At 72.2% G+C, this 23,924-nt stretch carries 17 protein-coding genes; 10 read left to right on the top strand and 7 right to left on the bottom strand.

The features are described from left to right. The 3 genes from B100_RS0111515 to glgB form a co-directional block, all read left to right on the top strand. The coding region (locus B100_RS0111515; RefSeq protein ID WP_024884585.1) for an alpha-glucosidase C-terminal domain-containing protein at positions 1–487 on the top strand (487 nt) is incomplete at its 5' end. A gap of 130 nt (positions 488–617) precedes the next feature. Then, positions 618–2,036: a maltokinase N-terminal cap-like domain-containing protein gene (locus B100_RS0111510; protein ID WP_024884584.1), complete on the top strand. Its 1,419-nt coding sequence runs from the start codon at positions 618–620 to the stop codon at positions 2,034–2,036. 32 nt (positions 2,037–2,068) lie between these two features. After that, positions 2,069–4,648, top strand: a complete 2,580-nt coding sequence (gene glgB, locus B100_RS0111505; RefSeq protein WP_024884583.1) for a 1,4-alpha-glucan branching enzyme — start codon at positions 2,069–2,071, stop codon at positions 4,646–4,648. A 13-nt stretch (positions 4,649–4,661) separates the two neighbouring features. Here glgB and B100_RS0111500 read toward each other — a convergent pair whose 3' ends face one another. The 4 genes from B100_RS0111500 to B100_RS0111485 form a co-directional block, all read right to left on the bottom strand. After that, entirely contained in the window at positions 4,662–6,893 is a 2,232-nt protein-coding gene (locus tag B100_RS0111500) for a helicase domain-containing protein (RefSeq protein ID WP_024884582.1), read from the bottom strand. Between the two features lie 180 nt (positions 6,894–7,073). Further along, a complete protein-coding gene (locus tag B100_RS0111495; RefSeq protein WP_486585621.1) occupies positions 7,074–7,397 on the bottom strand; it encodes a thioredoxin family protein in 324 nt (107 codons plus the stop codon). Beyond that, complete coding sequence (locus tag B100_RS0111490) at positions 7,394–7,822, bottom strand: MerR family transcriptional regulator (protein WP_024884580.1); 429 nt, start codon at positions 7,820–7,822, stop codon at positions 7,394–7,396. Before B100_RS0111490 ends, B100_RS0111495 begins: the two co-directional genes overlap by 4 nt. A gap of 208 nt (positions 7,823–8,030) precedes the next feature. After that, positions 8,031–9,419 carry a cation:dicarboxylate symporter family transporter gene (locus tag B100_RS0111485; RefSeq protein WP_024884579.1) on the bottom strand — a complete coding sequence of 463 codons (1,389 nt, stop codon included), beginning with the start codon at positions 9,417–9,419 and terminating at the stop codon, positions 8,031–8,033. Positions 9,420–9,574: 155 nt separating this feature from the next. Between B100_RS0111485 and B100_RS0111480 the strand changes: the two genes are divergently transcribed. Together B100_RS0111480 and B100_RS0111475 are read left to right on the top strand one after the other, a co-directional pair. Further along, a complete protein-coding gene (locus tag B100_RS0111480) occupies positions 9,575–11,233 on the top strand; it encodes a sensor histidine kinase (RefSeq protein ID WP_024884578.1) in 1,659 nt (552 codons plus the stop codon). A gap of 62 nt (positions 11,234–11,295) precedes the next feature. Beyond that, complete coding sequence (locus B100_RS0111475; RefSeq protein ID WP_486585625.1) at positions 11,296–11,925, top strand: response regulator; 630 nt, start codon at positions 11,296–11,298, stop codon at positions 11,923–11,925. Here the strand turns inward: B100_RS0111475 and B100_RS0111470 are convergent. Together B100_RS0111470 and B100_RS0111465 are read right to left on the bottom strand one after the other, a co-directional pair. After that, positions 11,922–14,303: a tetratricopeptide repeat protein gene (locus B100_RS0111470; protein WP_078540849.1), complete on the bottom strand. Its 2,382-nt coding sequence runs from the start codon at positions 14,301–14,303 to the stop codon at positions 11,922–11,924. The genes B100_RS0111475 and B100_RS0111470 overlap by 4 nt on opposite strands. Positions 14,304–14,369: 66 nt before the next feature. Further along, positions 14,370–14,909 (bottom strand): hypothetical protein, encoded by a 540-nt coding sequence (locus B100_RS0111465; protein ID WP_024884575.1) that lies wholly within the window; start codon positions 14,907–14,909, stop codon positions 14,370–14,372. Between the two features lie 33 nt (positions 14,910–14,942). Between B100_RS0111465 and B100_RS0111460 the strand changes: the two genes are divergently transcribed. The 3 genes from B100_RS0111460 (at position 14,943) to B100_RS0111450 (ending at position 19,069) form a co-directional block, all read left to right on the top strand. Then, positions 14,943–15,812 carry a 5'-methylthioadenosine/S-adenosylhomocysteine nucleosidase family protein gene (locus B100_RS0111460; RefSeq protein ID WP_486585620.1) on the top strand — a complete coding sequence of 290 codons (870 nt, stop codon included), beginning with the start codon at positions 14,943–14,945 and terminating at the stop codon, positions 15,810–15,812. A gap of 76 nt (positions 15,813–15,888) precedes the next feature. Beyond that, a complete protein-coding gene (locus B100_RS0111455) occupies positions 15,889–17,769 on the top strand; it encodes a tetratricopeptide repeat protein (protein WP_051489966.1) in 1,881 nt (626 codons plus the stop codon). A gap of 568 nt (positions 17,770–18,337) precedes the next feature. After that, positions 18,338–19,069 (top strand): helix-turn-helix domain-containing protein, encoded by a 732-nt coding sequence (locus B100_RS0111450; protein ID WP_078540847.1) that lies wholly within the window; start codon positions 18,338–18,340, stop codon positions 19,067–19,069. 261 nt (positions 19,070–19,330) lie between these two features. On the opposite strand, the gene B100_RS0111445 is transcribed toward B100_RS0111450, so the two are convergent. Further along, positions 19,331–20,356: an ATP-dependent 6-phosphofructokinase gene (locus B100_RS0111445; protein WP_024884571.1), complete on the bottom strand. Its 1,026-nt coding sequence runs from the start codon at positions 20,354–20,356 to the stop codon at positions 19,331–19,333. A gap of 223 nt (positions 20,357–20,579) precedes the next feature. Here B100_RS0111445 and pta point away from each other — a divergent pair, with 223 nt between their 5' ends. Further along, complete coding sequence (pta, locus tag B100_RS0111440) at positions 20,580–22,676, top strand: phosphate acetyltransferase (protein WP_024884570.1); 2,097 nt, start codon at positions 20,580–20,582, stop codon at positions 22,674–22,676. Then, positions 22,673–23,884, top strand: coding sequence for an acetate kinase (locus B100_RS0111435; RefSeq protein WP_024884569.1), 1,212 nt, complete (start codon positions 22,673–22,675; stop codon positions 23,882–23,884). Before pta ends, B100_RS0111435 begins: the two co-directional genes overlap by 4 nt. Positions 23,885–23,924: the final 40 nt, after the last annotated feature.

The raw sequence follows: 23,924 nt of genomic DNA, 5'->3' as shown, positions 1-23,924 counted from the left end.
GCTCGGCGACCGCGACGCCGTCCGCACCCCNATGCAGTGGACCCCGGACCGCAACGCCGGCTTCTCCTCCTCCGACCCCGGCCGCCTCTACCTGCCCACGATCATGGACCCGGTCTACGGCTACCAGGTCACCAACGTCGAAGCCTCCATGGCCTCACCGTCGTCGTTGCTGCACTGGACCCGCCGGATGATCGAGATCCGCAAGCAGAACAAGGCGTTCGGCCTCGGCTCCTACACCGAGCTGCCCTCCTCCAACCCCGCCGTCCTCGCCTTCCTCCGCGAGTACGAGGACGACCTGGTCCTGTGCGTCAACAACTTCTCCCGCTTCGCACAGCCCACCGAACTGGACCTCAGTGCCTTCGAGGGACGGCACCCGGTGGAGTTGTTCGGCGGGGTGCGTTTCCCGGCCGTGGGCGAACTGCCGTACCTGATGACCCTCGGGGGCCACGGCTTCTACTGGTTCCGGCTCCGCAAGGACGCCGCCTAGGTCCTGACGACAGGACCCGGAACCCCGCGCGGGGCGGTTTCCCCCGCCCCGCCCGGGGCACGCATGAGTAACACCCCGCCCACCGGCGGCGCCCCGCGGCGCGCCGACAGAGGGGAAAGGACGCGACGCCATGTCGGAAGCCGTCACACGCACTGTCACGACCCCGCCCGGCCTCCTTGCGTCACTGGATCCACTGTTGCGGGAGTGGCTGCCGAGACAGCGCTGGTTCGCGGGCAAGGGGCGCGCGGTCACCGGGTTCGGCCTGGTCGCGGCCACCGAGCTGCTGCCGCCCACCGCCAAGCTGGGCCTCTACCACCTGCTGGTGCGCGCCCACCAGCCGCTCCAGCCCGGCCACGGCGGACAGGAGCAGCCCGGTGACTGCTACCAGCTGTTCATAGGCGTGCGCGAGGCGCTGCCGCCCCGGCTGGCGCCCGCGCTGATCGGTCATGTGACGCGGGGCCCCCTGGCCGGACGGACGGTCTACGAGGCTCTGCACGACACCCGGCCCGCCGACCTGCTCCTGGAGGCCCTGCGCACCCAGGCCCGGATCGGCGGGCTTCGTTTCGAGCGGGATCCGCGCCAGGAGATCCGGCCCGGGCTGGTGCCGCGCCTGATGACCGTCGAGCAGTCGAACTCGTCGGTCGTCTACGGGGACACCTTCGTCCTGAAGCTGCTGCGCCGGGTGGTGCCCGGCGTCAACCCGGATCTGGAGCTGCCGCTGGCGCTGGCCCGCGAGGGCTGCCCCCGGGTGCCCCCGCCCACGGCGTGGATGGTCGCCGACGCGGAAGACACCGCCGGTCCCCCGCACGCGGCCGAGCCGTACGTGCTGGGCGTACTGCAGCCCTTCGTGCAGGGCGCCACGGACGGCTGGGAGCTGGCGCTGCGGGAGCTGGCCAAGGGGGAGGACTTCGTCGCGGAGGCCCGGGCCCTCGGGCGGGCCACCGCCGAGGTGCACACCGCGCTGGCGCGCACCCTGCCGACGGTCACCCTGGGCCACGCCCAGCTGCGCACTGTGGTCGACGGCATGACCGAGCGGCTGGAGACGGCCGTGCACGCGGTGCCGGCGCTGCGGCCGTACGCGGAGGGGCTGCGCTCCGCGTACACGGCGCTGGACGACCTGGCCTCCGAGGGCCGCGCCTGGACCGCCCAGCGGGTGCACGGCGACCTGCACCTCGGGCAGTGCCTGCGCTCCCCGGCCGGCACCTGGTCGCTGATCGACTTCGAGGGGGAGCCGGCCCGGCCGCTGGCCGAGCGCCGGATGCCGCAGCCGGTGGTGCGGGACGTGGCCGGCATGCTGCGGTCCTTCGACTACGCGGCGCGTTCCGTGGACCCGCCGCAGCCGGACTGGGCCACGCACTGCCGGGCCGCGTACTGCGCCGGATACGCCGAGGCCGCGGGCCGCGACCCGCGCACCGAGCCGGTGCTGCTGCGCGCGTACGAGACCGACAAGGCGGTCTACGAGGCGGTGTACGAGGCCCGCCATCGCCCCGACTGGCTGCCCGTACCGCTGGCCGCCCTGCGCCGGCTGGCGTCGTCCGACCCGACCTGACCCACCCGACCCGCGTCCAGGAGGCTTCGCCCGTGACCCCCCGCCCCGAGTCCAGCGGTTCGCATCCGGAGCAGCCGGCCGAGCAGCGGCGCACCGAGCCGCCGACGCCCGCGCGGAAGAAGCCGGCCGCGAAGAAACAGTCCGCGACGGCCGCGGCGAAGAAGTCCGCCGCGCGGAAGACGCCCGTGAAGAAGACGGCCGCCGCCGCGGCGAAGAGCGCCCCGGCGGCCAAGGCCACGGTCCAGAAGGCGGCCGGGAAGACGGCCGGGAAGACGGCAGAGAAGGCGGCAGAGAAGGCGGCCGGCAAGGCGCCGGCCGGCAAGAAGCCGTCTGCCGGGAGCCGCGTCAGGGACAGCGCGCGGACGGCACCGGCGCCCGTGCCGGAAGCGGCCGTGCGGCCCGCGCCGCCGGAGGCGGAGATCGCCGTGTCGCCCGCCGTGGACTCCGGTGACCGGGAGCGGCTGCTGGGCGGGTGGCACCACGCCCCGCACTCCGTGCTGGGCGCGCACCCGGTGCCGGGCGGGGTGGCCTTCCGGGCGTTCCGGCCGTACGCGCGGGCGGTGACCGTCGTCTCCGGGGGGATGTCCGTCGCCCTGCACGACGACGGCGACGGCTTCTTCTCGGGGCTGCTGCCGCTGCGCGAGGTCCCCGCGTACCGGCTGCTCGTCACGTACGAGGAGGCGGAGCTGGAGACGGAGGACGCCTACCGCTTCCTGCCCACGCTGGGCGAGCTGGACCTGCACCTGATCGGTGAGGGCCGGCACGAGGAGCTGTGGACGGTGCTGGGCGCGCACCCGACGACCCACCAGGGCGTGGCCGGCACCCGGTTCTCGGTGTGGGCGCCGAACGCGCGCGGGGTGCGGGTGGCGGGCTCCTTCAACTTCTGGGACGGCACCGCCTTCCCCATGCGGTCGCTGGGCTCGACCGGGGTGTGGGAGCTGTTCGTACCGGGGATCGGCGAGGGCGAGCTGTACAAGTTCGAGATCACCCGCCCCGACGGGTCGAAGACCCTGCGCGCCGACCCGATGGCGCGCCGTACCGAGGTGCCCCCGGCCACCTCGTCGATCGTGACGTCCTCGCATTACGAGTGGGGCGACACGGAGTGGCTGGAGCGGCGGGCGGAGCTGCCCGCGCACCGGGCGCCGTTCTCCGTGTACGAGGTGCACCTGGCGTCCTGGCGTCCGGGCCTCACCTACCGGCAGCTCGCCGAGCAGCTTCCCGCGTACGTCAAGGACCTCGGGTTCACGCACGTGGAGCTGATGCCGGTCGCCGAGCACCCCTTCGGCGGGTCCTGGGGCTACCAGGTCACCGGTTTCTACGCGCCGACGGCCCGGCTCGGCACCCCCGACGACTTCAAGTACCTGGTGGACGCGCTGCACCGGGCGGGCATCGGCGTGATCATGGACTGGGTGCCGGCGCACTTCCCACGCGACGAGTGGGCGCTGGCCGAGTTCGACGGCCGCCCGCTGTACGAGCACTCCGACCCGCTGCGCGCCGCGCACCCCGACTGGGGCACCCTGGAGTTCGACTTCGGGCGGCGCGAGGTGCGCAACTTCCTGGTGGCCAACGCCCTGTACTGGTGCGAGGAGTTCCACATCGACGGGCTGCGGGTCGACGCCGTCGCCTCGATGCTCTACCTCGACTACTCGCGCGAGCCCGGCGAATGGACGCCGAACGAGCACGGCGGCCGGGAGAACCTGGACGCGGTGGCCTTCCTGCAGGAGATGAACGCGACCGTGTACCGCAGGGTGCCGGGGGTCGTGACGATCGCGGAGGAGTCCACCGCCTGGGACGGCGTCACCCGGGCCACCCACCACCGCGGCCCCAGCGGCTTCGGCGGGCTCGGCTTCGGGCTGAAGTGGAACATGGGCTGGATGCACGACTCGCTGGAGTACATGAGCCACGAGCCGGTGCACCGCGCGTACCACCACGGCGAGATGACCTTCTCGATGGTGTACGCGTACAGCGAGAACTACGTGCTGCCGATCTCCCACGACGAGGTGGTGCACGGCAAGGGGTCCCTGGTGTCGAAGATGCCGGGCGACTGGTGGCGCCGGCGCGCCGACCTGCGCGCCTACCTCGGCTACATGTGGGCCCACCCGGGCAAGCAGCTCCTCTTCATGGGCCAGGAGTTCGCCCAGGGCGCCGAGTGGTTGGAGGCGCACGGCCCGGACTGGTGGCTGCTGGACCCGCACTACGGCGCGGAGGCCGACCACCGCGGGGTGCGCGACCTGGTACGTGACCTGAACACCGTCTACCGCTCCACCCCGGCGCTGTGGCAGTACGACACCGAGCCGTCCGGCTTCCGCTGGGTGACCGGGGACGCCGCCGACGACAACGTGGTCGCGTTCCTGCGGTACGACGCCGACGGCTCCCCGTTGCTCGCGGTGTGCCACTTCGCGCCGGTGGTCCGGCACGACTACCGGATCGGGGTCCCGGACGACGTGCCCGCCTGGCACGAGGTCCTGAACACCGACCAGGCCCGCTACGGCGGCGGTGGCGTCACCAACCCGGACCCGGTCAAGCCGGAGCCGCAGGGGTGGCACGGCCGGCCGGCGAGCATCCGGCTGACCCTGCCGCCCCTGGCGACGGTGTGGCTGCGCCCGGCGTGATCCGGACGAAAGGCTAGGCCAGGGCCTTCGCCAGCGGCTCCGGGAGCGGCTCGGTGTGCAGCACGCCGAGCCGCTGGGTGGCGCGGGTGAGCGCCACGTACAGGTCGCTGGTGCCGTAGCGGCCCGGCTCGACCACCAGCACCGAGTCGAACTCCAGACCCTTGGCCTGGCGCGGTTCCAGCAGCACCACCTGGTGGGTGAGGTCCGGCTCGGCGCCCGCGGTCACCCCGTCCAGGCGGGCGGCCAGGGCGCGGTGCAGCTCGCGCGGGGCGACGACCGCGAGGCGGCCCTCCTCGGGGGTGAGCTCCGCGACCGCCTCGGCGGTGGCGCCGGGCAGGTCGTCGGTGGCGCGGGCCCACGGCCGGACCCCGGTGGCGCGTACGGAGCTGGGCGGCTCGAACCCGGGGTGCTCGGCGCGCACCACGGCGGCGGCGACGTCCATGATCTCCGCGGGGGTGCGGTAGTTGACGCCGAGCCGGTGGTGCTCCCAGCGGTCCTCGACGTACGGGGTGAGGATGCCCTCCCAGGAGCCGACGCCGCCCGCCTCCGAGGTCTGCGCCGGGTCGCCGACGAGGGTCATCGACCGGGTGGGGCTGCGCCGCATGAGGAGCCGCCATGCCATCGGGCTGAGTTCCTGTGCCTCGTCCACGATGATGTGCCCGAACGCCCAGGTGCGGTCGGCGGCGGCGCGCTCGGCGGCGCTGCGGTGGTCGTCCTCCTCGTGCCGCTCGGCGAACCGCTCGGCGTCGATGATGTCGTGCGCGGACAGCACCTCGGAGGACTCCGGGTCGTCGTCCTCCTTGTCCTCGAACTCGAAGGTGCGGGAGGCGTACGAGACGTCCAGCACGCCCTGCGCGTAGGCGATCTGCCGCTGCCGCTCGCGTTCGGCGCGCTCGCGGGCGAGCCGGTCGTCCTCGCCGAGGAGTTCGGCGGCCTCGTCCAGCAGCGGCACGTCGGAGACGGTCCAGTGCCGGGTGACCGGGCGGCGGACCGCGGCGGCGTCCTCGTCGGGGAGGTAGCCCTCCGGGGCGGCGAGGAAGTCCGCGACCAGGCGCTGCGGGGTGACGCGCGGCCACAGCCGGTCGATCGCGGACCACACCTCGGGGTTCTCGGCGAGTTCGTCGCGGATCTGGGTGACGTCGCTCGGGTCGAGCAGGTTGGACCCGTCGTACGGGTCGGTGCCGATGCGCTCGGCGAGCATGTCGGTGAGGGTGTTGAGGATGTATCCCTCGAAGTGCTCACGGGCCACGTTGTGCGGCAGTTTCACGGCGCGGGTGCGTTCCCGGGCTACGTTCACCAGGCCGTCGTCGAGCATCAGGACCTCACGGTCGTGCTGGATCGCGACGACCGGGTCGGGCAGCGCCTGCCGGTCGCGTACGACCTCGGCGAGCACGTCCGCCATCTCCGCCCGTCCCTTGACGGCGGCGGCCTCCGGGGTGTCGGTGCGGGTGGTGCGCACCCCGGGGAAGAGCTCACCGACGGTCGCCAGCAGCACCCCGGTCTCGCCGAGACTCGGCAGCACCTCACCGATGTAGCCGAGGAACGCCGGGTTGGGGCCGACGATCAGGACGGCGCGGCGGGCCAGCAGCTCGCGGTGCTCGTACAGCAGGAAGGCGGCGCGGTGCAGGGCGACGGCGGTCTTGCCGGTGCCGGGGCCGCCCTCGACCACCATGACGCCCCGGTGCGGGGCGCGGATCATGCGGTCCTGGTCTGCCTGGATGGTGCGCACGATGTCGCCCATGCGGCCGGTGCGCGCGGAGTTCAACGCGGCGAGCAGCACGGCGTCGCCGGTGGGGTCCTCGTGGCCGGTGCGGGTCTCGTCGCCGAGATCGAGGATCTCGTCGTGCAGGTCCGTGACCCGGCGGCCCTCGGTGGCGATGTGCCGGCGGCGGCGCAGCCCCATCGGGGTGTGGCCGGTCGCCAGGTAGAACGGGCGCGCCACGCCGGCCCGCCAGTCGATGAGGACCGGGGTGCGTTCGGCGTCTTCGGCGCGCAGGCCGATGCGGCCGATGTGGTGGGTCTGCCCGGAGGTGAGGTCGATCCGGCCGAAGCAGAGGGAACCGTCCACCGCGTTGAGCGCGGCGAGCAGCCCTGAGCGCTCGGCGACCAGGATGTCCCGTTCCAGCCGGGCCTGCCGGGGGGTGTGGCCCTGGGCGAGGGCGTCCGCCACACCGGCCTCGGCGTCGCCGCGCAGGAGGTCCACCCGTGCGTACAGTCCGTCGATGAATTCCTGTTCCTGCCGCAATTCATCGTCCGGAAATTCGGTGTTTGACAATTCCGCTCCCGCCCGGATATACTGTGCTCACTGAACTTCTCCGCGACTTCCCATAACGAAGTCGCGAATTCACGAATATACGCAGAGAAAGCCCCCGGGCGCAATTGCCCGGGGGCTTTTCCGTGTCCGCGCGGCGCGAGGCCGCGGGCGTCAGAGCACGTCCCGCAGTTCCTCCCGCAGCCGCCGCTCCGCCCGCGCGCCCACCATCGACCGCAGGGGCTCGCCGTCCCGGAAGACCATGAAGGTCGGCATGGACAGCACCTTGTAGGCGTTGGTCGTCGCCGGGTTGGCGTCCACGTTCAGCTGGACCACCTTCAGCCGGCCCTCCTCCGCCTCGGCCAGCGACCGCAGCACCGGCGCCATCTGCCGGCACGGCGGGCACCAGTCGGCGGTGAACTCCACCAGCACCGGAAGATCGGCCCCGAGCACCTCCTCCGCGAAGTCCGCGTCCGTCACCTCGGGCACACCGCTCATCGCGCTCCCCCTCCCAGTTCGCACACCGGTTCCGGACCTCCCGGGACCGTCGCGTCGACGGCCAGCGCCTCCCGCGCCGCTTCCGCCCGCTCCAGCTGCCGCCCGACCGTCGCCCGCACCGCGCGCAGTTCGCCGATGAGCGCGTCCAGCTCGTCGAGCTTGCGCCGGTAGACCTGGAGCGAGGCCGGGCAGGAGTCGCCCTCCGGGTGCCCGGCCCGCAGACACTCCACGAAGGGCCGGGTCTCCTCCAGGTCGAACCCGAAGTCCTGCAGCGTGCGGATCTGCCGCAGCAGCCTCAGGTCGTTCTCGTCGTAGGTCCGGTAGCCGTTGCCGGACCGCCGTGCGGGCAGCAGCCCGCGGGACTCGTAGTACCGCAGCGTCCGCGTGGTGGTCCCGGCGCGTGCGGCCAGCTCGCCGATTCGCATGCCGTCGAACGTAAGGCTTGACGTGGGCGTCAACGCAAGGGCGTCCCACGACGGAGGAAGGCCGGGCGGCCGGACTCACGGGGGAGGAGTCCGGCCGCCCGGCGGCGGAGGCCCTGTCAGGGGGGTGGGCCTCGGTGACCGGCCGGCCGGGGCGACGGGGGAAGTGTGTCCCGGCCGGCCGGGGTGCGCGGGGGCGGCATCGGCCCGGTCAGGCCTTGGCCAGCTCCTTCTCGCCGCCCGCCCCGGGCGCCGGGACGGAGTCGTCTGGGTCGGCGCCGTGGTCGTCCAGCAGCGTCCGCTCGTCGAACGGGGCGCGGCCGGCCAGCACCTCGGCCACCCGCTCCTTGTCGATCTCCTTGGTCCAGGTGCCGATCAGCACCGTGGCGATCGCGTTGCCGGCGAAGTTGGTCAGCGCGCGGGCCTCGCTCATGAAGCGGTCGATGCCGACGATGAGGCCGATGCCGTCCACCAGGGCGGGCTTGTGCGACTGGAGACCGCCGGCCAGGGTCGCGAGGCCCGCGCCGGTGACACCGGCGGCGCCCTTCGAGGCGACCAGCAGGAACAGCAGCAGCGGGATCTGCTCGCCGACCGACATCGGGGTGCCCATGGCGTCGGCGATGAACAGCGAGGCCATGGTCATGTAGATCATGGTGCCGTCGAGGTTGAAGGAGTAGCCGGTCGGGACGGTGATGCCGACCACCGGCTTGCTGACGCCCAGGTGCTCCATCTTCGCGATGAGCCGCGGCAGCGCGGACTCGGAGGAGGAGGTGGACAGGATCAGCAGGAACTCACGGCCCAGGTACTTGAACAGGCTCCACACGTTCAGGCCCGCGACGAGCTTCAGCATCGCGCCGAGCACCACGAAGATGAACAGCACACAGGTGAGGTAGAAGCCGAGCATCAGCACGGCGAGGCTCTTGAGCGCGTCCAGGCCGGCCGAGCCGGTGACCGCGGCCATGGCACCGAAGGCACCGATCGGGGCCGCCCACATGATCATGGCGAGGACCCGGAACACCAGCCGCTGGATGTGCTCGATCCCGCGCAGGACCGGCTGCCCGGCGTTGCCCATGGCCTGCAGGGCGAAGCCGCACAGCAGCGCGATCAGCAGGGTCTGCAGCACCTCACCCTGGGTGAAGGCGGACACGATGGTGGTCGGGATGATGCCGAGCAGGAACTCGGTGGTGTCCTTCGCCTCCGCGTCGATCTGCGCGTGGCCGGTCTCCTTGACCGCGTCGGTGATCGCGAGGCCGCTGCCCGGCTCCAGGATGTTGCCGACGACCAGGCCGATGGCGAGGGCGACGACCGACATGACCATGAAGTAGCCGAGCGCGATGCCGCCGACCGCGCCGACCTTGGCGGCCTTCCGCACGGACCCGATGCCCAGCACGATGGTGCAGAAGATGATCGGCGAGATCATCATCTTGATCAGGTTCACGAACCCGGTGCCGATCGGCTTCAGCTCGACCGCGAAGTCCGGTGCGATCAGGCCCACGGCGATACCGAGGGCGACCGCGATGATCACCGCGATGTAGAGATAGTGCGTGCGGTCCCGTTTGGCCTTGGGTGCGGCAGGTGCCGTATCGGCGGTGCTGGTCACGGCGGCCCTCCTTGACGTCGTCGTCGGCATCACCGGCGTGCGGCTCACGTCCGGGGGATGGTTCGGGGGAACCCGGCGACTATGTCGCGGCTTGTGAGCGTGGTCACCCTTCCGTTCATTTAGTTCACCGGCGAACCGCGAGGCAGACTGGCGGGGTGCGCTTCCCCCTCCCCCGGCCCCGCAGTCTCGCGGGGCAGTTGTTCGCCATGCAGGCCGTGCTCCTCACGGTCGTGGTGGCGGGGTACGCGCTGGCCACCTACCTGAGCCACCGCAGCGAGGCCGAGGAGGCTGCGGGCCGGCAGGCCACCTCGGTGGCGCTCTCGGTCGCCGACTCGCCGTCCGTGCGGGAGGCGATCCGCTCGCCCGACCCGTCGGCGCGGCTCCAGCCGTACGCGCTGGAGGTGGTGCGGGACACCGACGTCGACTTCGTGACGATCATGGATCCGCGGGGCATCCGCTGGACCCATCCCGATCCCGCCCAGATCGGCCTGGTGTTCCAGGGGCACACCGGTCCGGCGCTGGAGGGCCGCACCTTCACCGAGACCTACACCGGCACGCTCGGCCCGTCGGTGCGCGCCGTCACCCCGGTCCGGGACGGCGACCGGATCGTCGGCCTGGTCAGCGCCGGGATAAGGGTCGACGAGATCGGCCGCCGGGTGCAGGAGCAGCTGACCACGCTGCTGGTGGTCGCGGCCGGCGCCCTCGGGCTCGGCGCGATCGGCACGTACGTGATCAACGCCCGGCTTCGCCGTCACACCCATGGAATGAACGCCACCGAGCTCAGCCACATGCACGACTACCATCAGGCCGCGCTGCACGCCGTGCGCGAGGGCCTGCTGATGCTGGACGGGCAGTACCGGGTGGCGCTGATCAACGACGGCGGCCGGGTGCTGCTCGGGGTGGACCAGGAGGAGGACGTGGTGGGCAGATCGGTGGCGGAGCTGGGCCTGCCGGCTCCGCTGACGGGCGCGCTGCTCGCCTCCGAGCCCCGCATGGACGAGGTGCACCTGACGGCCGACCGGGTGCTGGTGGTGAACACCTCGCCGGTCAGCGGCGGCCAGCGGCGCGGCTCGGTGGTGACCCTGCGGGACGTGACCGAGCTGCAGTCGCTGATGGGCGAGCTGGACTCGGAGCGCGGCTTCACGCAGGCGCTGCGGTCCCAGGCGCACGAGGCGGCAAACCGGCTGCACACCGTGGTGTCGCTGATCGAGCTGGGCCGCGCCGAGGAGGCCGTGGACTTCGCGACCGCCGAGCTGGAGCTGGCGCAGGCGCTCACCGACCAGGTGGTGGACGCGGTGGGCGAGCCGGTGCTGGCGGCGCTGCTGCTGGGCAAGACGGCCCAGGCCAACGAGCGGGGCGTGGAGCTGGTGGTGTCACCGGACAGCCGTCTCGACGACGGGCTGCTGCCGGACGCCCTGCCCTCCCGCGACCTGGTCACCATCCTCGGCAACCTGATCGACAACGCGGTGGACGCGGCGCAGGGCGGGGTACGGCCCCGGGTGACGGTGACGGCGCTGACCGAGGAGGACGGCTCGGAGCTGGTCCTGCGGGTCCGCGACACCGGCCCCGGGGTCGCCCCGGACCGCGCGGAGGACGTGTTCCGGCTCGGCTTCACCACCAAGCCGGCCGGTCCGGGCGGCCGGGGCCTGGGCCTCGCCCTGGTCCGGCAGGCGGTGGCCCGGCACGGCGGCACCCTGTCGGTGACCTCGGGTGAGGAGGGCGGCGCGGTGTTCGACGTACGGATCCCGCTGCGGGACGCCCGCCGGGACGCGGAGCACTCCGCGGTCGCGCACGGCACGGGCGGTGCCGGGTGAGCGGGCCACCCATCCGGGTGCTGGTCGTCGAGGACGACCCGGTCGCGGCCGACGCGCACGTGATGTACGTCGGGCGGGTGCCCGGCTTCGAGGCCGTCGGCACGGCGCACACCGGGGGCGAGGCCCGCCGGATCCTCGACCGCACCCCCGTCGACCTGCTCCTTCTCGACCTGCACCTGCCCGATGTGCACGGCCTCCAGCTGGCCCGTTCACTGCGCGCGGCGGGCCATCACGCGGACGTGATCGCGGTGACGTCGGCGCGGGACCTGGCGGTGGTCCGCGAGGGGGTGTCGCTCGGCGTCGTGCAGTACGTGCTGAAGCCGTTCACCTTCGCCACGCTCCGGGACCGGCTGGTGCGCTACGCGGAGTTCCGCGCGGCGGCCGGCGAGGCGAGCGGCCAGGACGAGGTGGACCGCGCACTGGCGGCGCTGCGCGCCCCGCGTCCGGCCGCCCTGCCGAAGGGCCTGAGCGGCCCGACCCTGGAGCGGGTGACGGTGGCCCTGCGGGACGCCGGCGAGGGGCTGACCGCCACGGGTGTCGCGGAGGCGGTCGGCATCTCCCGCATCACGGCCCGCCGCTACCTGGAACACCTCGTCGACGCGGGCCGCGCGGCCCGCCGCCCGCAGTACGGGACGGTGGGCCGGCCGGAGTTGCAGTACCGGTGGGTCCGGGCGGTGAAGAAGGATGGCTAGCAGGAGGGGGTGTCGAGGGCTGCGGCACGGGTTGAGGCTTCGGTGGCTTCGGCAGGGGCGTTGGCGCGAGTGAAGACGTCGACTGCGTGAAGCCAGGCGGCGCGGGCCTCGGCGGGGCGGTGGGCTTCCTCGTGAGCGAGGGCCAGTGCCCGGAAGGTCTGCCCCTCGCCGTACCAGTCCTCGAACCCCTGGCGGAGTCTCAAGGACTCGCCATATGCCTCGACCGCTTCCTCCACCCGGCCCGCCTCCCGAAGGGAGAGACCGTAGTTGTTCCAGGCAATGGCCTCGCGATGTCGGTCCCTGGTGGCCTGGAACAGGTCGCGTGCCCGGATGAGGGCCTTGATCGCCTCCTCCGCCCGGCCCGCACTCCGCAGGGCAAGACCGAGGTTGTTCCACGCGCCAGCCTCGTCGTGGCGATCCCCGGCGGCGTGGAACAGGTCGCGTGCCTCAATGAGGGCCTTGATCGCCTCCTCCGCCCGACCCGCCTCCCGCAGGGCGTTGCCGAGGTTGCCCCACCCGATGGCCTTGTCGTGGCGGTCCCCGGCGGCCTGGAACAGGTCGTGTGCCCGAATGTGAGCGCCGATCGCCTCCTTCGCCCGGCCCGCGCTCCGCAAGGCGCTGCCAAGATGGCTCCACGCGGTGGCCTCGTCCAACCGGTCCCCGGTATGTTGCGCGGCCTCCCGTGCAACCTCCGCAACGGCGATCAGGTCGTCGAAATACCGCCGCCAGTCCAGGTACACACCCAAACACTGGGCCAGCCCCATCGCCGCAACCGCAAACCGCTCCTCCCGCCCCCACCCCACCGCCGCCACCAGACCCGCCCGCTCACCGTCCAGCCAAGCCATCGCCTCCCCCCGGTGCCTGAAGCACTCCGGCTCCGCCATTCCCGGCAGCCACCGCAACCGGTTGTCAGCCGCGTCTGCCCAATGCAAGTAGAACCCCAGCACCCGCTCCCGGGCCACCTCCCCTTCCTCGCGCAATCCTTCGTCCCCCGCCCCCACACCCGCACCGAACACCCGCACCAAGTCATGCAACCGCCACCATCCGCGCTCACTCCCCCTCTCCACGAGGTGGGCCCGGGCCAGTGCCCTCTGGGCCCGGACCGGAGGCTCCACGGCGCCGACCAACGCGGCGACCACCTCGTCACTCACCTCGGGCCCGGGCGCGAGAGCGAGCAGGCGCAGCAACCGTGCGTGCTCGGGCGGCAGTCGGCGGTAGGAGACATCGAAGGCGGCGCGGACGCTGCGCTCGCCGTCGTCGAGGTGGTCGAGGCGGTCGTGCGACTCGGCCAGTTCCGCCACGAGTTCGGCCACCGGCTTCCCTGGGTCCTCCGCCAGCAGGGCGACGGCGATCTGCAGGGCCAGGGGGAGATGTCCGCAGAGTCCGGCCAGTCGCTCGGCCGTGCCGGGGTCGTCGGCCACCCGGTTGTCACCCGGGTCGGCGATCCGCAGGGCCCGGTCGAGGAGTCCGTACGCCTCCCTCGGACTGAGCTGATTCAACGGAACCAGCCTCGCGCCCAGTTGGGGCAGCCGGTCGCGCGACGTGATCAGCACGCGGTGCCGAGAGTCGCCCGGTAGGAGGGGCCGTACCTGGCCCGGTGAGGAGGCATTGTCGGCCAGGATCAGCACCGCGCCGCGCTGCTGGGCCAGGGAGACCATCGTCGAGCGGTAGAGCGCCGCCCGCTCGTCCGTCGTGGTGGGGATGTGTTCCGGCAAGGTGCCGAGGGCGCGCAGCAGAGCCTGGAGGGCCTGGTCGGCGGTGACGGGCTCCCGGTCGTAGCCGTGCAGGTCGAGGAAGAGGACCCCGCCGGGGAACCAGCCCTGGTCCCGGGCCAGGTGTGCGGTCTCGACGGCGAGTGCGGTCTTGCCGATGCCGCCGAGACCGGACACGGCGACGACCAGGCTTGCCGCCGACTGCGTCCCGGCCGGGTTCAGGTCGCGCAACAGGTCCTCTGTCTCCCGCTCCCGGCCCATGAACCCGCCGGGCCTGGGTGGCAAGCCGGCCATGGCCTCCGGAACGGCGGCCCCGCCCTGCTGGATCACCACCTGCACGCCGACCACCTCGCGAAGGAAGACCCCGCCCCGGAAGTCGGTGTGGTCGCCGTCGTACCAGGACACCGCGCTTCCCGGCGCGGACCGCTCCATGGCCCGCGCGACGGCACCGGCGACACCCCGCGGGTCGACGGCGAGCAGACCGGCCACCGTCTCTCCCCACTCCCTTAGGGCCTCCCCCCGTGCCGGATCCTCCGCCGCCTCCGCGATGTCCCTGGCGGGCGCGTCGGCATCGAGCCCCACCGCCCGTGCAAGTCGCTCCACCGCCCGGCGTCCAGCCTCCCCACCCGCGCCCTCGGCCAGGGCTGCCAGCAGTGCCGCTTCCATACGCCGTACCCGCCCCCTTCGATATTTCCACGACAGTGCGTCAAAAGCGCCGCGCCAGACGGACGTTCACGCCGCTCGCGCGTACCGGACGATCTGCGAGGCGAGCCCCGCCAGGGCGAGCGCCTCCAGCGCCGACAGCGTGACCATCAGCCTGCCACCGTCGCCGTTGGCCCAGAACACGACCAGCGCCGCCAGCGGCACCGCGCAGAACGCCGTCATGTCGATCACGACCTGAATCGCCTTGCGCGAGCGGCGCCGGGTGTCGGTCCGGTGGTACGCCTCCCACCCGAACGTCGTGAAACCGCTCCCGTGCGCCGCGAGGGCGGCCAGCCGGGGGCCCAGGTCGTCCCGGACGTAACGGCCGATCGCCGAGATCTTCTCGTCGTTGACGAGGTAGGTCCATCCCAGCACCACGCACACCGGCGGCAGCGCCAGGAGCATCGAGGGCTGCTTCGCCTGGGCCGCGGCGGCGATGACGGCGGCCACGACGGCCAACGTCACGTAGAGGAGGTTGTCCCGGAACCCGATCCTCGCCTTCTGCTCGTCCTTCACGGTCTGGTACTCGGCGAGCAGCAACTGCCCGACTGTGACGTCCTGTTCCGGCACTCGATCCCCTTCTCCCGGCTGTAACTTATGACTATGCAGGAGACCCGGCCCACTGTTCTGGTCCTGACCGCACTCCCTCTCGAATACGCCGCCGTGCGCGCGCACGTCGAGGAGCGGGACGAGTTGGTGCACCGCGACGGGACCCGGGTCGAGAGAGGCCCGCTGCCCGGCACTTCCTGGCACGTCGCGCTCGCCGAGCTCGGCATGGGCGCCGAGCGGGCAGCGGCCCTCACCGCCCAGCTGATCAACTGGCTGCGCCCCGAGGCCGTCTTCTTCGTCGGCGTCGCCGGCAGCCTGAAGGACGACGTCGGGATCGGCGACGTCGTCGTGGGCACCAAGGTGTACGAGATCCACGGCGGGAAGCAGACGCCGGAAGGCTTCAGGGTCCGGCCGAATGCCCTGCCCGGCTCGCACGCGCTCGAACAGGCGGCCCGTTCCGCCGTGCGGGACATGCCCGGCGTACGGACGCACTTCCTGCCGATCGCCACGGGCGACGTGGTCCTGGCGGACGCCGAGTCCGAGATCGCCGGATTCCTCCGCGGGAACTACAACGACGCGGGTGCGATCGAGATGGAAGGCTCCGGCGCGCTTCAGGCGGCGCATCTGAACGGGCAGGTGAATGCCCTCGTGATCCGGGGCATCAGCGACCGCGCCGACGCCGGGAAGCACAAGGCCGATGGCGAGGGTTCGCAGAAGCGCGCCGCCGAGCAAGCTGCGGAGGTGACGGTGGCGGTCCTGCACAAGCACCGGCCCCGTGAGAGTTCCTCCGTTCCCTCCGACTTCGAGGAGGGTCCCCATCGGCGCGGGGACGGCGGAGCGGCGTACGGCGGAGACCACATCGACTTCTGGGGCGGCACCTTCTACGGCCCCGTCACCGGCAAGCAGGGCGGAGGGCAGCGGTAGGGGCACAGTCCACGGCCCGGTCCCGCGAGCGACCGCCACCCTCCCGCCCCGCCCGCTGGGCTTCACCGGCCGGTCGATGGAACTGGACCGCTTGCTCCCGCACCTCTCCCCCGACGAGGCCGACACGGCCGCGCTGCCGCTCCTCATCTTCGCCGTCACAGGCATGGGCGGCGTCGGCAAGACGGCTCTGGCGGTGGAGGCGGCACACCGGGCGCGTGCGCAGGGCTGGTTCCCGGGCGGCACACTCTTCGTGGACCTGCGTGGATACGACGAAGACCCGGTTACGGCTGACCAGGCAGTCCTGGCGCTGCTCGACGCGCTGGGGGTACGGGACGGGGATCTGCCACCGACGGCGGACCGCCAGTACGACGCATATCGCGCGCTCCTTACGGCGCGGCGGGGCCGGATGCTGCTGATCCTCGACAACGCCTCGCATCCCGCTCAGTATCTGCCGCTCCTGCCCGGCACGGACCACCACCGGGTACTCATTACCTCCCGGGACCGCCCCGACTCCATTCCGGTACGCCTGATCGATGTGGAAACGCTCGCCCCAGACGACTCTGTCGCCCTTCTGACCCGTGCCCTGCACGACAGCGACGAACGGGACGACCGTCCGGCACGTGAACCCGGGGCGCTGAGCGAGCTGGCCGACCTTTGTGGGCGCTTGCCTTTGGCCCTTCAGATCGCGGCGGGCATGCTGCGTCGACGCCGTCACCGGAACATCGCCTCTCTGGTGGCCGAGATCCGGGAGGTCGGGGACGCGACCACTGTCCTCGACCATGGCAGTCCCGGAACCGACCAGTACGGACGCCCACTCGTCCTGCGGCCTGTTCTGGAGACCTCGTATCGCCGGCTGCCGCCCGGCCAGGCCCGGTTGCTGCGTCTGCTCTGCCTGGCGCCAGGCACGGAGATCGGCACCGAAGCGGTCGCCGCTCTTGTCGGTCACGGCGCTGAGTCGGTGCCGGCGCTGATGGAAGATTTGGCCGCGAGATATCTCGTCACCCCGGTGAAGGGCGACAACGGGACAGCTTCCGGCATGCAGTGGCGGTTGCACGACTTGGTGCGGGTGTTCGGGGCGGGTGTGGTAGCGGGAGATACGGGGTTGCGGGAGGAGGGGGAGGCGGCGCGGGGGCGGGTGCTGGAGTTCTACGTGCGGTGGGCGGACGCGGCTGATCTCCGGTTGCGGTGGCTGCCGGGAATGGATGAACCGGAGCGATTCGGGGACCGGGGGGAGGCGTTGGCGTGGCTGGACGGTGAGCGAGCCGGTCTGATCGCGGCGGTGGGGTGGGGACGAGCGAAACGGTTCGCAGGCGCGGCTGTGCGACTGGCCTGGCGTCTCGGGGTGTACCTAGACTGGCGACGGCATTTCGATGACTTGATCGCCGTCGCGCAAGCTGCGCTCGAGGCCGCGCAGCTCACCGGGAGCCGACTGGACGAGGCCATGGCGTGGAACAACCTCGGTAACGCCCTGCTGGTGAAGGGCCGAGCTGGGAAAGCGATCGACGCCCACACCCGGGCCCGCGACCTGTACCAGGCCGCCGAAGATCGCCACCGCGAGGCCATGGCGTGGAACAACCTCGGTAGTGCCCTGCAGGAGGCGAGCCGGGCGGAGACGGCGATCGACGCCCACACCCGGGCCCGCGACCTGTTGCAGGCCGCCGGAGACCGCCACGGCGAAGGTCGGGCCTGGCACAACCTCGGCAACGCCCTGCGGGCGGTAGGCCGGGTGGACGAGACGATCGAGGCCTACGACAGAGGTCTGGAGATATTCAAGGAGTTCGAGGACTGGTACGGCGAGGGACAGACCCTTCGTAACCTGGCCCACACTCTCAAGGACGTCGATCGTCCCGCCGAGGCCCGCGCCGCTTATCTCCGGTCTGCCGACGCCTACACCCGCGCCAACGCCTCCACCGAAGCCGCCCAAGCCCGCGACTGGGCCGCCGCACTACCGGAATGACGATTCCTTCTGTGGTCCCGCACACCCCGGAGCCCACACAGGGCCACTTCGGCCATCCCCCATGCAGCACGGATCGCCACTAGTGGCGGAGCTCCTGCCGCCGGTGCTCGTCATGGGTGCTCCACCCGCAACCCTTATCCTGGCACCGGGAAGGCATGTGCACTTCCACTCTGTGCGAGAACCGGTAGGGGTAGGTGGCGCCCCTCTCCAAGCCTGACCGACCGGTGAGCCCGTCCGTGAGGTTCGGAGCGCAGGTTCGCCGGACGAGGCGGTGCAGCGATGGGGCGGGTTTGCGCCGTCGGTCCGCGGGCCGGCGGCGGGGCTGAGGGGGCCCCTGTCTCGTACGCCGATGCGAGTGACAGGTGCGCGTTCCCTCCCGGGAGCGCACGGGCCGTCAACGCGGGCTTACGCATATGCCTTTTGAGCTTGCCGTTCGCGTGCCGAGGCGTTTCCCGGGCGGCGCGATCGCCCCGTGACACCGAAACCCGACCGGCCGGTAGCCGTACGTTCCTACAACGAGTGATCCTGGCCGAACAGACCGTAGTCAGCCCCTGCGTACGGGCCTAGCTTGTGGGCCGTGCGCCGACCTCCCCCTCGCAGCGACCGCCATCCGCCCCCGCCGTTCAACGCCCCCGCCGCACGGCGGCTGCGTGCCGCGCTGGGCCTGGACCCGGACCACGTGGCCCAGGCGTTACGCGTCTCCTACGACCTGCCGTACGTCACTCCGGCCCTCGTCGCCGCGTGGGAACGCGGGATGGCGTCCCCCTCCCACCCCGAACTGACCGCGCTCGCGGGCGTGTTGTGGTGCTCACCGGGCGAACTCATCGGGCGCCCGCGCACCTTGCGGGAACATCGGGTGGCGCGGGGCCTGGCTCCCGAGGACGTCGCCCGCACCGTCGGTCACGAACTCCACACGTATCTGCGGATGGAGGAGACGGGTCAGTGGCGCGGCACCGAGCGCCAGTCGGCCGCCCTGGCCCGGATACTCGGCCTGTCCCTGGCCGACGTCATCGCCGTCACCGGCCGGGAGGACCAGCTCGCGGAACTGCTGCGCGGCGCGGCGACCACACGCTGGCAGGCGTATGTCCGGCCGGTGTCGAGGATCGCCCCGCTGGAGCGGCGGCTGCTGGAGACGGTGCTGCACCGGCTCCAGCAGGACTACCAGGGCCACATGGCCGCCACCCTCAGCTGGGGCGGCGGCCCCGGCGACGCGGGCGACACGGGCCGCGACTTCCTCGCCGGCATCGTCGACCACTTCTGGCACACGGCGTCGGCGGAGGGCGGCCCGGCGCAGGTGTAGCGACCCGACCCGGCCGGGCGGCGCGGCGGGCCTCCGTCACCGGACAGGGAGGCGCGGCCCGGTCAGACGGTGCGGGCGGCGGCGGAAGCGGCGGTTCGGGCCGGTGGGAAGCACTCGGAGGCCGGCGGCCCTGGTGGGCCGATTCGCCGCACGCGAGGCCGCAGCCTACGGCCGACGGCCTCGCGGCGAAGGCCGCCGCGCGCCCCGGCCGCCGCGGGCCAAGGGCCCGCGGCGCGACCCTCTGCGGGGCGACGGACCGGTCTAGAAGACCGACTCCGCCTCGTCCATGCGCTCCTTCGGGACCGTCTTCAGTTCCGTGACCGCCTCCGCGAGCGGCACCATCACGACGTCCGTGCCGCGCAGCGCGGTCATCCTGCCGAAGTCGCCCCGGTGGGCGGCCTCCACCGCGTGCCAGCCGAAGCGGGTGGCGAGGACGCGGTCGTACGCCGTCGGCACGCCGCCGCGCTGGACGTGGCCCAGGATGACCGGCTTGGCCTCCTTGCCGAGCCGGCGCTCCAGCTCGTAGGCCAGCGCCGTGCCGATGCCCTGGAAGCGCTCGTGGCCGAACTTGTCGATCTCGCCCTTGCCGTAGTCCATGGTGCCCTCGGCCGGGTGGGCGCCCTCGGCGACACAGATCACCGCGAACTTCTTGCCGCGGTCGAAGCGCTCCTCGACCATCTTGACCAGCTGGGCCGGGTCGAAGGGCCGCTCGGGCAGGCAGATGCCGTGGGCGCCGGCGGCCATGCCGGACTCCAGGGCGATCCAGCCCGCGTGCCGGCCCATGACCTCGACGACCATCACGCGCTGGTGGGACTCGGCGGTGGTCTTCAGGCGGTCCATCGCCTCGGTGGCGACACCGACGGCGGTGTCGAAGCCGAAGGTGCGGTCGGTGGAGGAGATGTCGTTGTCGATCGTCTTGGGGACGCCGACCACGGGCAGACCGGCGTCGGACAGCATGCGGGCCGCCGTCAGGGTGCCCTCGCCGCCGATCGGGATCAGCGCGTCGATGCCGAACTCGTGGATCATGTCGGAGGCGTTCTCGCAGGCCTCGCGGAGCCGGTCGCGCTCCAGCCGGGAGGAGCCCAGTATGGTCCCGCCGCGGGCCAGGATGCCGCTGACCGCGTTGAGGTCGAGGGTGCGGTAGCGGCCGTCCAGCAGACCGGAGTAGCCGTCCTCGAAGCCGATGACCTCGTCGCCGTAGTTGTCCACCGCTCGGTGCACGACCGACCGGATCACTGCGTTCAGCCCAGGGCAGTCGCCGCCTGCGGTGAGGACTCCTATACGCATCGTGCTGTGTCTCCTGGTCGCTGTCGATACCGGTGAGCCACTGCCGATTCTTTCACGTCCCCCAGGGCACCGCCGACGCCGGATACGCGGGCGTCTTAACCAGCGGCGAAGGTATTGTCAAGAGGGATCCGCTCACTTGTGTGAGCGGTTTCGTGGCCCGGCCGTCGGCCCCGCCGTCGCCTTCGCGGCCCCCGACGAGCCCCCGACGAAACGGAGAGCGCGCGTGACCCGCAGCGTGTACGTGACCGGCATCGACCGCGGCGACGGCCGTCAGGTCGTCGAACTCGGGGTCATGGAGCTGCTGACCCGCCAGGTCGACCGGGTGGGTGTGTTCCGTCCCCTGGTGCACGACGGGCCCGACCGGCTCTTCGAACTGCTGCGGGCCCGCTACCGGCTCACCCAGGACCCCGCGACCGTGTACGGCATGGACTACGCGGAGGCGTCCACGCTCCAGGCCGAGAGCGGCACCGACGAGCTGGTGTCCACCCTCGTGGACCGGTTCCACCTGGTCGCCCGTGACTACGACGTCGTCCTGGTCCTCGGCACCGACTACGCGGACACCCAGTTCCCGGACGAACTGTCGCTGAACGCCCGTCTCGCCAACGAGTTCGGCGCCTCCGTGATCCCCGTGGTGGGCGGCCGCAAGCAGACCGCCGAGGCGGTCCGCGCGGAGACCCGCAACGCCTTCCGCGCCTACGACACCCTCGGCTGCGACGTGCTCGCCATGGTCGTCAACCGGGTGGCGCGCGAGGACCGGGACGAGATCGCCGAGCGGCTCGCCACCCGGCTGCCCGTGCCCTGCTACGTGCTGCCCGACGAGCCCGCGCTGTCCGCGCCCACGGTGTCCCAGATCGCCCACACCCTCGGCGCGAAGGTGGTGCTCGGCGACGACTCGGGGCTCGCCCGCGACGCCCTGGACTTCGTCTTCGGCGGCGCGATGCTGCCGAACCTGCTCGCCGCTTTGACGCCGGGCTGCCTGGTGATCACCCCCGGCGACCGGGCCGACCTGGTGGTGGGCTCGCTGGCCGCGCACAGCGCCGGCACCCCGCCGATAGCGGGGGTGCTGCTGACCCTGGACGAGGTGCCCGGCGAGCGCATCCTCACCCTCGCCGACCGGCTGGCGCCCGGCACGCCGGTGCTGTCGGTGCCCAGCAACAGCTTCCCCACCGCCGAGCAGCTGTTCTCCCTGGAGGGCAAGCTGAACGCGGCCACCCCGCGCAAGGCGGAGCGGGCGCTCGGCCTGTTCGAGCGGTACACCGACACCGCCGAGCTCACCCGCACGGTGTCCGCGCCCAGCAGCGACCGCGTCACCCCGATGATGTTCGAGCACAAGCTGCTCGAACAGGCCCGCTCCGGCCTGCGCCGGGTGGTGCTCCCCGAGGGCGCCGAGGAGCGGGTGCTGCACGCGGCGGAGGTGCTGCTGCGCCGGGGCGTGTGCGAGCTGACCCTGCTCGGCGACGTCGACCTGATCCGCAAGAAGGCCGCCGACCTGGGCATCGACCTCGGCGACACCCAGCTGATCGACCCGGCCACCTCCGAGCTGCGCGACTCCTTCGCGGAGAAGTACGCGGCGCTGCGCGCGCACCGGGGCGTGACCGTGGAGCTGGCCTACGACGTCGTCTCCGACGTGAACTACTTCGGCACGCTGATGGTCGAGGAGGGCCTCGCCGACGGCATGGTCTCCGGCTCGGTGCACTCCACGGCGGCGACCATCCGCCCGGCGTTCGAGATCATCAAGACCCGCCCGGACGCGGACATCGTCTCCTCGGTGTTCTTCATGTGCCTGGCCGACAAGGTGCTGGTGTACGGCGACTGCGCGGTCAACCCCGACCCGGACGCCGAGCAGCTCGCCGACATCGCGGTGCAGTCGGCGGTGACCGCCGCGCGGTTCGGCGTGGAGCCGCGGATCGCGATGCTGTCGTACTCGACCGGGACCTCCGGCTCCGGTGCCGACGTGGACAAGGTGCGCACCGCGACCGAGCTGGTGCGCGAGCGCCGGCCCGACCTGCGGATCGAGGGGCCGATCCAGTACGACGCGGCCGTGGAACCGTCGGTCGCGGCGACCAAGCTGCCCGGCTCCGAGGTGGCCGGCCAGGCGACCGTGCTGATCTTCCCGGACCTGAACACCGGCAACAACACCTACAAGGCCGTGCAGCGTTCGGCCGGCGCGATCGCCGTCGGCCCGGTCCTCCAGGGGCTGCGCAAGCCGGTCAACGACCTGTCCCGGGGCGCCCTGGTGCAGGACATCGTCAACACGGTCGCGATCACCGCGATCCAGGCCCAGTCCCCGGCCCCGAGCGAGAAGGCAGCCGCCCAGTGAGCCCCTCCCGTGTCCTCGTCCTCAACTCCGGTTCCTCGTCCGTGAAGTACCAGCTGCTGGACATGGGCGACAGCAGCCGGCTGGCCTCCGGCCTGGTCGAGCGGATCGGCGAGCGCACCTCCCTGGTGCGGCACACCCCGCTGGCGTCCGGCGGGGAGACCCGGGAGCGGACCGGCCCGGTCGCCCACCACGACGCCGCGCTGAAGGCGATGGCCGAGGAGCTGGCGGCGGACGGGCTGGGCCTCGACTCCCCCGAGCTCCTCGCGATCGGCCACCGGGTGGTGCACGGCGGCAAGTACTTCACCGAGCCGACGGTGATCGACGAGCGGGTGCTCGCCGAGATCGAGCGGCTGATCCCGGTCGCGCCGCTGCACAACCCGGCCAACCTCACCGGCATCCGCACGGCGACGACGCTGCGCCCGGACCTGCCTCAGGTCGCCGTCTTCGACACCGCGTTCCACACCACGATGCCGGAGTCCGCGGCCCGTTACGCGATCGACGTGGAGACCGCCGACGCGCACCGGGTGCGCCGCTACGGCTTCCACGGCACCTCGCACGCGTACGTCTCGCGGGCCACGGCCCGGCTGCTGGGGAAGGCGCCCGAGGAGGTGAACGTGATCGTGCTGCACCTGGGCAACGGGGCGTCCGCCTCGGCCGTGCGGGCGGGCCGCTGCGTGGACACCTCCATGGGGCTCACCCCCTTGGAGGGCCTCGTGATGGGTACGCGGTCCGGTGACATGGACCCGGCCGTCATCTTCCATTTGATGCGCGTCGGCGGAATGTCCGCCGACGACGTCGACACCCTTCTGAACAAGAAGAGCGGTCTGGTCGGACTGTGCGGGGACAACGACATGCGGGAGATCCGGCGCCGGATCTCCGAGGGTGACGAACGGGCGAAGCTCGCCTTCGACATCTACATTCACCGTCTGAAGAAGTACATCGGCGCCTATTACGCCGTTCTCGGACGGGTGGACGCGGTGGCCTTCACCGCCGGGGTCGGCGAGAACGCGGCCGAGGTGCGGGAGGCCGCCGTGGCGGGCCTGGAGGGGCTAGGCCTGGCGGTCGACGGCGAGCGCAACGCGGTGCGCGGCGGCGGGGCGCGGCTGGTCTCGCCCGAGGGGGCGAAGGTAGCCGTCGCGGTGGTACCCACGGACGAGGAAATGGAGATCGCACAGCAGACATACGCACTGGTCGGAAAGAACAACTGAGCAGCGACTTCCTCATGTGTACATTCCGCCAGACGGAATA

This window comes from Streptomyces sp. CNH189 (genome assembly GCF_000527195.1).
Note: the sequence above shows the minus strand (reverse complement) of the source record. Positions and strands in the feature narration are given on the sequence as shown.

Bases quoted from the DNA above. Each gene is read 5' to 3' on its own strand.
- B100_RS0111510 (WP_024884584.1), top strand. From the start codon at position 618: ATGTCGGAAGCCGTCACACGCACTGTCACGACCCCGCCCGGCCTCCTT.
- B100_RS0111495 (WP_486585621.1), bottom strand. From the start codon at position 7,397: ATGAGCGGTGTGCCCGAGGTGACGGACGCGGACTTCGCGGAGGAGGTG.
- B100_RS0111490 (WP_024884580.1), bottom strand. From the start codon at position 7,822: ATGCGAATCGGCGAGCTGGCCGCACGCGCCGGGACCACCACGCGGACG.
- B100_RS0111475 (WP_486585625.1), top strand. From the start codon at position 11,296: ATGTACGTCGGGCGGGTGCCCGGCTTCGAGGCCGTCGGCACGGCGCAC.
- B100_RS0111470 (WP_078540849.1), bottom strand. From the start codon at position 14,303: ATGGAAGCGGCACTGCTGGCAGCCCTGGCCGAGGGCGCGGGTGGGGAG.
- B100_RS0111460 (WP_486585620.1), top strand. From the start codon at position 14,943: ATGCAGGAGACCCGGCCCACTGTTCTGGTCCTGACCGCACTCCCTCTC.
- B100_RS0111455 (WP_051489966.1), top strand. From the start codon at position 15,889: ATGGAACTGGACCGCTTGCTCCCGCACCTCTCCCCCGACGAGGCCGAC.
- B100_RS0111445 (WP_024884571.1), bottom strand. From the start codon at position 20,356: ATGCGTATAGGAGTCCTCACCGCAGGCGGCGACTGCCCTGGGCTGAAC.